The 13,046-nt window shown below is 45.2% G+C and carries 10 protein-coding genes; 3 read left to right on the top strand and 7 right to left on the bottom strand.

Annotation, left to right across the window (positions count from 1 at the left end):
• Nucleotides 1-43: 43 nt before the first annotated feature.
• The 7 genes from DZK30_RS20045 to DZK30_RS20015 form a co-directional block, all read right to left on the bottom strand.
• The gene (locus DZK30_RS20045; protein ID WP_118975952.1) at nt 44-1,912 is read right to left on the bottom strand and encodes a phosphatidylinositol-specific phospholipase C domain-containing protein; all 1,869 of its coding nucleotides are present in this window, start codon (nt 1,910-1,912) and stop codon (nt 44-46) included.
• An 81-nt stretch (nt 1,913-1,993) separates the two neighbouring features.
• A complete protein-coding gene (locus tag DZK30_RS20040; protein ID WP_162903275.1) occupies nt 1,994-2,980 on the bottom strand; it encodes a helix-turn-helix domain-containing protein in 987 nt (328 codons plus the stop codon).
• Nucleotides 2,981-3,438: 458 nt separating this feature from the next.
• Nucleotides 3,439-4,188 (bottom strand): carbon-nitrogen hydrolase family protein, encoded by a 750-nt coding sequence (locus tag DZK30_RS20035; RefSeq protein WP_118975950.1) that lies wholly within the window; start codon nt 4,186-4,188, stop codon nt 3,439-3,441.
• A gap of 27 nt (nt 4,189-4,215) precedes the next feature.
• Nucleotides 4,216-4,575, bottom strand: coding sequence for a cupin domain-containing protein (locus tag DZK30_RS20030; protein ID WP_118975949.1), 360 nt, complete (start codon nt 4,573-4,575; stop codon nt 4,216-4,218).
• A gap of 359 nt (nt 4,576-4,934) precedes the next feature.
• Nucleotides 4,935-6,713 (bottom strand): RCC1 domain-containing protein, encoded by a 1,779-nt coding sequence (locus DZK30_RS20025; protein ID WP_118975948.1) that lies wholly within the window; start codon nt 6,711-6,713, stop codon nt 4,935-4,937.
• Between the two features lie 743 nt (nt 6,714-7,456).
• The gene (locus tag DZK30_RS20020; RefSeq protein ID WP_118975947.1) at nt 7,457-8,140 is read right to left on the bottom strand and encodes a CPBP family intramembrane glutamic endopeptidase; all 684 of its coding nucleotides are present in this window, start codon (nt 8,138-8,140) and stop codon (nt 7,457-7,459) included.
• 75 nt (nt 8,141-8,215) lie between these two features.
• On the bottom strand, nt 8,216-8,803 hold the full coding sequence (locus DZK30_RS20015; RefSeq protein WP_118975946.1) for a Crp/Fnr family transcriptional regulator: 588 nt from the start codon (nt 8,801-8,803) through the stop codon (nt 8,216-8,218).
• Between the two features lie 375 nt (nt 8,804-9,178).
• Here DZK30_RS20015 and DZK30_RS20010 point away from each other — a divergent pair, with 375 nt between their 5' ends.
• The 3 genes from DZK30_RS20010 (at nt 9,179) to DZK30_RS20000 (ending at nt 13,038) form a co-directional block, all read left to right on the top strand.
• Nucleotides 9,179-9,640, top strand: coding sequence for a hypothetical protein (locus DZK30_RS20010; protein ID WP_162903274.1), 462 nt, complete (start codon nt 9,179-9,181; stop codon nt 9,638-9,640).
• A gap of 8 nt (nt 9,641-9,648) precedes the next feature.
• Entirely contained in the window at nt 9,649-10,359 is a 711-nt protein-coding gene (locus tag DZK30_RS20005; protein ID WP_118975944.1) for a hypothetical protein, read from the top strand.
• 642 nt (nt 10,360-11,001) lie between these two features.
• Complete coding sequence (locus DZK30_RS20000; RefSeq protein WP_162903273.1) at nt 11,002-13,038, top strand: gliding motility-associated C-terminal domain-containing protein; 2,037 nt, start codon at nt 11,002-11,004, stop codon at nt 13,036-13,038.
• Nucleotides 13,039-13,046: the final 8 nt, after the last annotated feature.

Raw genomic sequence — 13,046 nt, 5'->3', positions numbered from 1 at the left:
AGCCTCTTTACCTGTAACGCTTGTGTCCTGGGTGTTTCAGGACCTATAGCTTTACGAGTTCCCATTGGGAAGCCAGGTCCCCTTCATGAAAGGTATAAATCACCAGGGGCTTGCCATTGCTGCTATCATAACCGTAAAGATTGAGCGCTTTATCGGGGGCATGTTTCGGGCTGATGCGGAAACGCCCGTTCCCCAGGTTAGTAAGGCGCCATTTTTGGTTGTCTCCGCGATGCAGGGAATGGATAATAACGGCTGTCTGGTCGGTTTTGGCTCCGCCGCTTACATCCAGCACGGCAGCGGGCGCATGGCAGGGATGTATGTAGTAATAGCCTTCTCCTGCATCTTCAAATGTCCATTGCTGGTTGGCGCCGTTATGGGCATCATAAATAATAACGGGTGTGCCCGCTTTGGTTTTACCACCCTGTACATCCAGGGTCTTTTGCAGGTTATACAAAGGCCGGATTTCGTACCGGTCTTTGGTGCTCACCACCTGGTTGAAAGCCGCTTTCAGCGAAAGCTCGTTTTGCATGATGAGCTGGGGAATCAGCAGACCCTGGTAAGGCGTCTCCGGAAAGTCCATGGGCAATATGCCGTATTTCCGTTGTGTGGTCAATGCTACGTAATCAAACAGCAAGCCATTTGTTCCCACGAATTGGGACATATAGCCATTGGCCAGCGTTTCGGGGTATATGCCACCGGTGCCGCTCATGAAATTCACATACAAATGCTGAGGGTCCCGATCGGCGACCGCTTCTTCCAATCGCTTTTTCGCATAGTTGTTGAACTTGTGATCCAACTGGCCAAGCACATAGTTGTTGTATTCGTCCTGTACCCTGATCTTTACCTTATTGTTCAGCCACTCGCTGCTGTTGTCGGGCCATCCGTCATATGCATTAATACCAAAGTCAGTAGCGCCATGATTGGCAAATCGCCGGAAGAGCACTATTTTACCCCGCACCTCTTTGAGCCTTGGCAACTGGTCGGCAGTATGCCACGAAGCGGCTTTGCTTATGGTGTCAAAGATTGCCTGGTAAAAGGCTTTATCGTTTGTCCTGCTTTCGTCCTTGATGGACATAATAATGGTTTCGCTCTTGTTTTTGGCGAGGAAGTCGTAGCAGCATCGCAATACTTCGTCAAAATTGATGTGCAGCCGTATGCCGCCATGATAGGCTTCCAGTTTACTACCATCGCGTTTCAGCCGGATATCCAGAAAACGGATACCTTTATGCAGCTGCTGTACCAGGCTGAGCCGCTGGCATTGTGTGGCATGCAGGATAATTTCGGGGGTTATACCGGCAGCGATTGTCAGAAAGCCGTTCATCGTGGCGCTGATAGCGGCGGCAAGCCCCGACAGCACATCGCCGGGCAAGCCTTTGATCAGTCCCTCATTCAAGCCGTATGTAAGTGTGTCGTGCGTGCCCGGGATCGTTAGCTCGGAAATAAGCTTTTCACCATCGGCAAATTTCATCCAGTTCGGATTTTCCTGCTCCCGGTCAAAAAACAAAAAGCCATCCGTTTCGTTACCGGCCAATCCGAGACTCACCCGTAACTCCTCCTGTTTGATGAAGTACTTTTTTCGCTTTTTGCCCAGCAACGGCGCAAAGCCATTGCCAACGGGAGCAAAGCCTTCCAGTTCCGTATAAAGCGCTGCTTCGTCGCTGTATACGCCATGGAGCTTGAATTTAAGGGGTCGTTTGGTGCCCAGCATCGTGAAGGTAACCCAGGCCTGGTCGTCGCTTTCAACCGTGAATGGCCCTTCGTGAAATTCTACATAGGCAGAGATGCCTGATCCCGGTTCGATATATTCCGGAAAAGAGTGATCCCAGGCATCCAATTGGTAAGAAGAAACATCTCCTCTTTTCCAGCGGTACGGGGTTTTGTTCACCAGGATAATTTTTACGCCTTGTCCCATAATCTAAATTTTTGAGGGGTTTGAAAGCCGTAAAATTAGTATGGCGGGTACCCGGGGGCGGTACCCGGAACGCATTATTATTTACCCGAAAAGCATTTTCTTTACCTTGCCCGGCCTATACCCAAACTCTTTAAAAAATGCACGTGAAAAAGCGGCCGCATTATTGTAGCCATAGTCGATGGCAGCCTGTGTTACATTGTAGCCGGCATGGGTGAGCTGATCGTGCGCTTTGTACAGTAATTGCTGCCTGTAGTACCGGATCACCGTGGTATTGAACAGACTTTGAAATCCCATGTTTAGCTTAAACCGGTTAATGCCATAAGCCTTGCAAAGTTGCGCAATAGAAACATTGCTCAGGCTCGCAGCGGATAAGGCCTTCTTTATCTCCTGGAGCTTGGCGATGTCGGCGCCGGAAAACGTGATTTCTTTTGCTGCGCCTTCGGTTATGGATTGGAAATAATAGGCCAGCAGCTCAAATAATTTGCATTCGAGGAACACACGCCTGAAGTTGGCGCGTAGCCTGCAGCTCAGTATTTGCCGGACAATGATTTTTACATCCTGCACAATCTCGTGGGTATTTCCCTGTAGGTTGCCCGAAAATATTCCCGCCTTCAATGCTTCTTTTTTCAACGACTCATCGGGAGAGAAAAAGCGGTCGAGACATTGGTCAAAAAAGGCATGATCGAAAACCAATGCTGCCATTTCGAAACGTTTTGTGGCAGGATAAGCGACATAGGAGATGTCTTTAAGAGTGGCATAAATAAAGGACTGTCCCTGTGCGACGGGTTGGGTAATATGTGTTCCCAATGAGTGCGTAGCCGTCCCGGAGATCATAAGGCTGATCATGATCTTATCCTGGAAGTACTGGCTGTAACGTAGCTTAAATGCATGTTCGGGAGCACCTTCGTTATAAACAAATATGGCTTCCGGTGCCAGCGGAATGAAGGCGGTAAGCCCTTTACCCATAACCGGGGCACTGAAGCGAAGCATTTCGTCTTCACAGTCGAGGCGGGCAACTTCATAAAAAGCGGCATCCTTCATCTCGTCAATAACAATAATGTTTTCCATAATGCGCCGGGATTTATAATGGGCGAAGTCTTTTAAGGATAATGCAAAATACATTAAAGCAGGAATGGGAAGTCGCTAACCTTAAAAAAATAAGAAGGAACCTATTCTTATTTAAAGCCAACAGGACCGGGCTCTAAACAGAGGATATCAAGGGAATGAGAATATACGTTGTAGTGTTAGTTCTACAGCTCTATCATGCCTGTACGGCGTATCTTGCGTCCGGTTTATATCCCTATGGGTTTATTGGTTATGTACAAGTCTGCCTTTTGGGGCGGACTTGTTTTTTTAGGATTATAGTACCATCGTAGCGTAAAGTGAAGATTCCGTTTGGTCCGGTCCACATTGCGCAGTCACGGCGCAGCGGTAAGCAGGAGACTATCAAAAGGAAAACCCCACATCAGTGAGGCTTTTTGCGGAGAGCATTATTGCAATGTTCAATCCATTTCAAAAGACATGCTTCATTTGGTTCCCGGAATATTACCTTCTACAAGTATTGAAACTTGTTCCGTTTCTGTGTCAAATACAATTATCCCTTCGTCAATATCATTTAATTGTGCGAGCAATTGCCCGTTTTTTGACCAAACAGCGCTTTGTCCAACACTCAAGAAATTATCGCAGTAGCCAACAGAATTCGTCATTAAGACAGGTATTGAATATTGCGTGGCTATTTTCGGGTAATGAGTATATGCTTTACCAATTCCATTTTGCGATTTCGCAACGCTTGCCACATAAATTTCTGCACCAAGTTTGTTTGCATTTTCTGCATGATCATTTTGTAAACTTTCATAACAGATAGCAGGTGCAATGCTATTGTTTTCAACGTTCAAAATGATTTGCTTTTCTCCATTTACAAAATAGGGAAATTCATCAGCGTGCAATTGTTGTTTAGCATAAGTTTGTCTTGGTGCGTTTGGTTGGAAAGCGATCATACCTATTCGAATGCCAACATCTGTCTTTATGGGCATACCAAGCCCAATTGTTATTTGATTTGTATTACTGATTTCTTGAAAACTGTCAAAAATTTTGTCGTCTTGACTTGTTGCCAGATTTATTGCTAGCTCCGGCTCATAACCTGTTATTGAAAGCTCAGGAAAGAATATCGAATTCGCGCTTAACGAGACAGCGCGCTTAACCAAAATTTTATGCTTTTCAATATTGGCTGAAATATCGCCTTTAATTGGTCTCAATTGTGCCACTGAAATTTTCATACCATATCTGCATTAGTAAATGTTTTTTCAAATTGACTGCAAGTCATGTCTTGTCAGGTCACTTTGTGTGTTACCTGTATTTAAAGTCGTCATTGGTTCAAACAGCATTACAGAAACTTCTTCTTCTGCAACGGGTCTATGCTCCATTCCCCTAGGGACAATAATAAAATCGTTTTCACTAAGTTCAACCTGTCTGTCACGGAATTCCATCCTAAACCGACCGCTGACTACAAGAAACATTTCATCTTCGTTATCGTGCTTATGCCAAACGAACGTTCCTCGAAATTTAACTAATTTAACGTGTTGTCCATTCAGCTCCCCAACGATTCTTGGATTCCAATAATCGTTGAACAGCGACAATTTTTCTTTAATATTGATTGCTTCCATTCAATGGTGTTTTATTATTTGAATTTACTGCATATTAAGTTGTCGTTAGTGGTTTAAATTTTGTCGTTCCTATTTTTAGTTCTTTGTAAAAATTGTTTTTCGTAACAAGTAGCATCGCAAAGATAGTAATGCAAGATTGTTTTGTTTATCATCGTCGTACCAGCGTTGTAAGCACAGAACCGATGTGGAAAATGGCCGGCAATGAAGGTAACACAGCAATTCACCAGAGATTGAGGGAACCACTTATGGTAATTGCAAATGGCCTCCCCGGAAAGAAGGAGACCATTTGACGTTCACAGTAAAAACGCGAAGGGACCTTTTTAAAACCAGCAAAAGGGTACTACGCCTTCACACGGATGTTATTCTTTCACTACTTTTTGTCGTTCGATTTTCTGTTCATGCTCCAGGGTAAGTATATAAACACCGCTGCTGAGTCGTTGGAGATCTGCTATAGTCATCAGATCGGCACCTTTGGCTATTGTGCGTGATGTTTCCGCAACCATTTTTCCGGTTATATCATACAACCTGCAAGTGCAACGGCCGCCGTCCTCAGAATAAGTTGCGATACTCAGTGATGTGCAGAAGGGCGAAGGGCTTACCTGCATTGCTGCAGGCAATAAACCTGTTTTCAACCTTACCGCACGGACTATACTATATTCGCTTTTGCCGTCAATGTCGACCTGGCGCAACCGGTAATAAGCATAGGGACTGGCCAGTTGACTTACGGTCTTATCAAGATAATCATATTGTTGCCGTACCGCGCTATTGCCATGCCCTTTCACATTGCCGATTTTTTGAAAATGCTGGCCGTCTGTACCTCTTTCAATATCAAAATAACCATTATTGGTTTCTTCGGCGGTTTCCCAGAGCAGTTGCGTGCCCCTTTCTGTCGCCTGGGCGGTAAACAATACGAGCTTCACGCCCAGCGGCGTAGCGGGCGTTATGGTCAAAATCAGATTTTGATTTAAGGGTAGACCATTAATAGCCATGGTATGATATGAGCCGGAAGAAATGGCAGCCCAATGTGTATCCTCACTGATCTTGGTGGGTATAAGAATATCATCGGTAGAAGTGCCGCTGCCTTCGTTGTAGCCATTGTACCCCCATTTCCACAGCGTATGATCGGCCTTAAGGGCGCCGGAACCAAACCAGGAAGCAGAGATGGCGGTCCAGTTGGTTTCGGTACCGATTCGCGTGGGTATGGTTACATTGCTGTTGGCGCCCGTTCCCAACTTCCCGTTACTACCTTCGCCCCAAGCCCATAGGCTGCCATCAGCCTGCAGACCCAGGCAATGGTATTCGCCAACAGATACGGCGACCCACTTCTGGGTCAAAGAGCCGATCTGTGCAAAAAGAGGCTCATAGGCGCCTGTAGTGCCGGGGGTGCCGTTGCCTAGCTGTCCATAGGAATTATTGCCACAGCTCCATAAGGTGCTATCGGAGCGGATGGCAACGGTATTATAACGACCTACGGCTATTGCAATCCATGTATCGGTACCCACCTGAGTCGGTAAATATATATTGCTGGTACTACCCGTCCCCAGCTGTCCCCAATTGTTCCAGCCCCAGGTCCACAGCGTGCCATCGGCCTTGATGCCGGCGCTATGATAGTCGCCTGCATCAATGGCTTTCCACTTATCGGTACCGATCTGGATAAAAGACAATTTATCGGAAGAGGTATTATCACCCAATTCTCCATACCCGTTATACCCGCTCGCCCATAAGGTACTATCTGTCTGGATGGCCAGCGTATGGTAATAGCCGGTGGCGACTTTAAGCCAGGAGCCGCTGCTAACCTGGGTCGGGGTTTCGATATAGTAAGTTGTGTTATTTAATCCCAGGTTTCCATAATTGTTATAACCCCATACCCAAAGGCTCCCATCGTCTTTGATGGCAGCAGTACTGTAATACCGGCTGGAGATCTCTTTATAGGTACCCTCGGTTCCAACCCGGTAGGGCTGCTGATGATTAGTATCGCTGCCGTCTCCGATCTGGTAGTAGCCGTTATAGCCCCAGCCAAAAACATACCGGTCCTGGGAATGTGCGGGAGTGAAAGTAAGGAAGATTGCAAATGCGAGGAGTGAACTCGTGGAGAAGAACCGCAACAATGCTTTTGAGGAATTGGATAAATGTTTCATAAGAAATCGTGTTTGGGTTAGAAAATGAGTCCTTGATAACTATTATTAACGCACAGGCAGATTTACAAGTAACAATATATCCGGCGCCGGTTAACATAGAATGCCGGCAGCGAACCAATAACTTATGGGCAACAGGATAGCGACACCTTGCGATCTGATACCGAAGTACCCAAGCTCCTTACCGGGTACATCACCATGAATACCTAAACACAAGGAGTCCCCCCCACTTTCCGAAATGAAACAAACTTAAAGAAACGATACACGATAGCCCGGCACAGCGATACATTGGCAAGCCTGTAATGAAAGCAGATTTACAGGAGCCAGGTTAAAAAAACAATAGCTTGCACACAAGTATGTTGAAGACAATCAGGGCCGGAAAATGCCGGGCGTGTCATAAATGTCAATCGAAGATAGAACATCTTTTGGCTGGGCACATCAGGCAAAAACCAGTGATTTGCTTTTTGATCCGCATCACCGGACCTGGAGGCGATGGGGTTATCGCTCATGCGAATGCAAAGAATAGGATATTGGAATTTATCCAGGAAAAGAATTAGCGATCGGGATTTTCAACGTCTATATCTGTATCCGGCCGGTTTATCCGGCATCTGCACAGGGTCATCTGCTCTGTTGCACAGATGTACAATAAGGGTTGGGGTAGCAACAGACAGAAAGGACATTGGAATTGCCCGTGCGAGGATAAACAACAGGCATGTTTAACTGATTGGCGGGTGGAAATGGTAAGCTTACTGCAGAGTAAATCTTTTCCCCCGAAAGTTCATGATCATAACGGTACCTACCCATATGATTACCAATGTAAGCAGGATGAATAATTTAGTTGTATCAAAATCGAAGAAAAAGTTATTTAACGAATGAAAGGCGGAAACGGCCAGTAACGAATGGGTTTTATCTGCTACTTTACCGATACCCCATGTTCCTGCAATTAGAATTACAAAGAACATTACGTTGGCGGTAGTTAATTCAAAATTCAAATGCCATATAAACCATAACGCTGCAACGGTGATAATATTCACTATTTTGGGTAATGACTTCAATTCATTTTGCAAAAATCCTCTCCACCCCAGTTCTTCTAAAAGCCCATAGAGCAATACAGTTAAAACTGCGCCAAAGGGAATGGTACCTTTCGTAATATAAGCTACAGTCGATATAAACACGACAGGCACTACTGCGAAGACGGCAAGGGGTATAATAATATTTCTAAAGTTGCCTTTAAAGGATAGCCAAGGTTTAATATTAAACAGCTTAAAAACAACAATGGCGCCAATCGCGGGACCTATCCCGTCAAGGGCGGTTTTTATCAGGCCGTTATCTATACCGTTAAGTAAATCAGTTCGGGTGGTTAAGTAGCGAAAGGTAATCGCAATAGCGTAGAATATAATTACAGCGGGGAAATTGATTTTGGGCTTCATCTTTTTATGGTTAATTATGACCCAAAGCTACTGCCTCTAATATTGTATAAAATTGACTTTAGGTAAGAAGTCGTATTATACAATGCGCTTGCGAATCCTGCTTAAACTTTCCGCTGTTAATCCGAGATAGGAAGCAATTACTTTTAGAGGCGTTCTTTGAACAATTTCCGGACGTTCCTTTATCATCTTTAAATACCGTTCCGTTGGTGTAAGGGTTAGAAGGTCGGTCTGTTCCATTTGTTTTTTGATAAACAAGGCATCGGAGATGGCTTTACCTATCATGATGCCTCTTACTGATTTCGAAAACAACAGGTTCAAATCCCTGTGGTTAACAGACCAGGTTATGGTATCTTCCAACGCTTCAGATTTAAGGACAGTTGGTTTTTGACTAAGAAAGGATAGATAATCGCTGAAAATATTATTTTCGTAATATAGGCTGATACAAATGTCCCTGTCTCCATTCCATACAAAGTGAGCAGCAGAACCTTTTATGAGAATGTTTATATACTTCTCCGTGGCATGATAATCTTTGATGACCTCATGTTTTGCGAAAGTACGGACGTTGATATATTTTGCAAACTCGCTCCATACTTCAATATCTGCCACAAAAAAATTATCAAATACCTTCTTGATCCCTTCAGGTGTTGGATTTTCGTAGACCATTCTGAAAAATGTTAAACAATATCAATTTGATGCAATTTTTCATTCTTTTTAAAGCGCGTCAAGTAATCAAAATGGAATAGGTAGTGAACATCATAAATGCCCTTTACTTTTTGTCTTTTCTCTCCACATTGCCGTTAACCATCCGGTGCTATCAGTTGATGGCAAAATGGTGCTCTTTTTGCTCCAGCCTCTTTAGCAGTATGGCTACGGTGATGGTTATGGGATCTTATTTGGTCGGAGCAAGGAGCAAATTACCTGATTCCCGGTATTAATTGTGCAATACAAAATAGTAACTTCATATAATAAAATTTGTGAAAACATGAATGTCCGCATTGAATCGGATAATATTAGAAATCTACAGATAAATTTTAAGGTATGAGGCAAGTTCTTTTGTACATGATAACAGGTATTGCCATTACCACTCAGAGCTACGGGCAAGAAACTGAATTTCAAAATTCTGCTATGGAGCGACGGTACCAGAGAGACAAGGGTTTCGCCGAGGGTAAGAGGATCAGTTTTAATCAATCCACTTGGATTGGTGCAAAATTATCGGATTTGATTGCTTCCTGGGGGAAACCGACAAGCGCTTATACTGACGAAGGGGGAGGGAGGGTAATACTGTATGAACGGACCAGTGTTTATAATTCGGGCAGCTATGTACCCGGATATAAAGTGGTGAATGCCGCAAACCCCAATCAGGTTATCGAAGAGCATGATGCTATTGATACCAGGCAGTCCTATACAGATTACAATGCAACCCGGGTTCATGCGGACAAGAATGATATTATTACTAAAATTGACTTTGTTATTGATACCAAGGATAATTTAAATAGATAGTCTCGGATATGAATAAGAAGATGCGGTTTTACGCGATAGCGGTGATGATTTGCTTATCTGCAACTTGTTTTGGGCAAGAGAAGTTTTTTGAGCTAAAATTCCATGGAGAGGACCGTTCTTTTATCTATGCACAAATGGAGTCGGTTGTTAGACCCGGCAAACAATACATTAATATCAAATTTAAAGGTAAGACCAGGCAACAGCTGGTTGCCGCGGTGCTTAAATATATAAGAGACCGGCCAGCCTATGTACTTCATGATGCGGACTCAACCGGCGCATCAGCCTTCGCTGGTATACCGCATATTAGCTACAGGGACTTCAGACTTGTTTGTCCGGAGAAAACCTGTAAGGCGGACATAGTGGCTTTAGCCTATATCCATATTTATTTTGCAGGCGATACCGTAAACGTAAATCTTCAAATGGATACGGAAATATACGCAACAATATTCAAGGCAAAGTTGCGCATTACCCCAGAAGGTAAAGTGGCTTCTGACGACGACCTGCCCTTTAATGTACTTATGCTTGTACGCCCTGAGTCAAAAGTTAAAGTCGGTAAATTCAAAAATAGCAGCGATGGCGACGCCTATCCCGACAGTATTTTTGACTCGAAGGGTAATATACTGAATCAGCCTGCTAAAGAAGCGCTTGAATTGTACTACAATGATTTGATGAATGACCTGAAAAGTTACATTACTAATTACCTTCAAAAGCAAAAGTAGAAGCCGTTTATCCTGCACATTTCCCTGCGATCCTGACCTGCTTGCCGGTAAATACGCGTGTCCGGATCCCGATCTTGAGCGGATTCGTTATTGCTATTGGGCTTCCCACCTTATTCAAAATCCCGGTAGTTTAGATTAATCTCCGAGCAGAGAAAAGAGCCAGTTACCTATTTGCCGGTAGACATTAGTACCTGAGAATAGGTATATATGAAAAATGTCCAACCGTTTCGCCATAGCTATGGTCTAACCTGGTATTATGCCATAAATCATGTGACGAAATTAAATGCACAGAAATGGGCAAAAACTATTGACGGCATATAACAAGTCTGCCTTGTATTTCGGCTGTTCGGGCATAACAATGGCGCTGGCAGGCAAACTCATGTTGTCCATTGGGTTGTCGCATCGAAATCGGAGAGGGATTCGATTCCGGAACGAATATCTTTTGCATGGCACGGCGTCCGGAGGACGGCATGAACCATATCAATAGGTGTTCCCTGTTCAATGTAGCAATTCCCGGGCACTTGTTGCTGTCCACAGCTGCGTCCCGAACTTCAAATGCAGCGGCGCAATACCATAATCAACAGCCTGACTTATTGCACATATCATACTTCAGTTGGCGTAATTAACCAAACATCTGCACTCATGAAGAAAAATTTCCTATCTCTATCCGGCTGTTTGCTATTCCTGGCCTGTAGCCTATCCTCATGGTCGCAAGGAGAGAACACAAACTGGTGCTTCGGGTATCATGTCGGTATCAGTTTCGGCAGCGGAGGCCCGGTTTTTTTTCAAGACAGCATGCAGGTACGTGAAGGTGCGGCCAGTGTATCCGATGCTGCAGGCAACCTCTTATTCTATACTTCCGGTTCCAAAATATGGGACCGTAACCATAACCTTATGCCTAATGGCTCAGGCTTGTCCGGCAATATACAGTCAGGCTACAATAGTGTCGCCATAATGAAGTCTCCGGCCAATCCCAATCAATATTATATAGTCACCACTGACGAGATAGAAAGTGGGATGCACAATGCCTATTATACCGTAGTGGACATGAGCCTGAATGGTGGCCTGGGCGATGCGATACCGGCGCAAAGCAGCGTGGTGCTCAGCACAGGTGTTACCGAAGGCGTCTGCATCGCACCTGCCGGCGATTGTGTAAGCTACTGGATTATCCTGCATCGCTTTAGTGCCAACGAATACCGGGCCTTCAAGGTGGACGCCTCCGGAGTGAGCACTGTGCCAGTCGTTTCGGCAGGGTCAGCGGGCTTTCTTGGCGGACTCAGCGGCTATGGTAATTTTGGTAATATCCAGTTCAATAATGCCTTTAACCGGATTATACGTACAGGCGGCTCCAAGACGGAGACGGCAGCATTCGATCGCAATACCGGCATCTTTTCCGGCTTTGTCATGCTTAACACTGTTCCCAATATCGCCTGGTATGCCTGTTTTTCGCCTGATGACAACCTGGTCTATTTTTCCGGTTATCCCAATCTTTGCCAGATGAACATTTCTTTGCTACCAAGTATTGCTGCCGTGGAAGGCTCCATCCTGCCCTTGGGGCTGGGCTTATATTCCGGTATGCGCAGAGGGCCTGACAATAAAATATACGCGGTCAATTTTAATTCCCATTACATCGGCCGCGTGAACAACCCCAATGTCCTGGGTATGGGCTGTAGCTTAGACCCTACTGCACTTACGCCACCTCCTTATGCACTGTCGTCAGGCCTGGGTAACATTGACTTCCTTGAACTCGGAAACCCCGTGATAGTCATGCAGCCAGATACGCTGCCTGGCGTTACCAGCGATACTTTGGTCTGCTTTCTCCAGCAGCTTACCCTGCATGGCAATTCTACCTATCAATCGTATCAATGGAGCACCGGGACTACCGGCCCCACGACCATCGCCGCTGAGGATGGTGTCTACTGGTTGAAAGGCACCCGGGATTGTAAGATCTATACGGATACCTTCCATGTGCATTTTGCCAATTTTACCCTCGACCTCGGACCGGATACGGGAATATGCGCCGGTCAGACAAAGCTTATCGATGCCACCGTTCCCGGCGCTGCTTATCTGTGGCAGGACGGTAGCACCAATGCAACCTATACAGCAAGCAGTGCGGGTACCTACCGTGTCAGGGTCAGCAAAGATAATTGTACTGCGCAGGATACACTCAACCTGGATGTATTTCAACCTTCCTTGCGCATCCTGGAACCCGATACGGTTCTTTGCAAGGGGAAGCCAGTTATGCTACATGCCATAGCAACACCTGCGAGCCAGTTCCTTTGGAGCAATGGAAGCACCGGAAACCAGACAGAGACCAAAGGGACGGGCATTTATTCTGTAATAGCCACCAGCCTTTGTGGTACATTAAGAGAAGAGGTGACGATAACCGAACTGGAATGCAATTGCATACCGTTTGTGCCCAATGCCTTTTCGCCTAATGGTGATAACAGGAACGACCAGTTAATGGTAAGGCTTATTTGCCCGGGATTATCCGGTTTTTATTTTGCTGTATATAACCGCTATGGTCAGCAGGTTTTCGAAAGCTGGAGTCCGGATAAGGGATGGGATGGGTTACAAAACGAAAAATACGCCGATGAAGGTACTTATTACTATTCCTTGAGGTATAATATCGATGGGCAGCAGCGACAGAAAAAAGGAGATATTACGCTGCTCCGCTAGGAGAATGT

It is taken from the genome of Taibaiella koreensis (genome assembly GCF_003545715.1).
Taxonomy (GTDB): Bacteria; Bacteroidota; Bacteroidia; order Chitinophagales; family Chitinophagaceae; genus Taibaiella; species Taibaiella koreensis.
The sequence above is the reverse complement of the archived record's forward strand: the minus strand, read 5'-3'. Positions and strand labels throughout refer to the sequence as shown.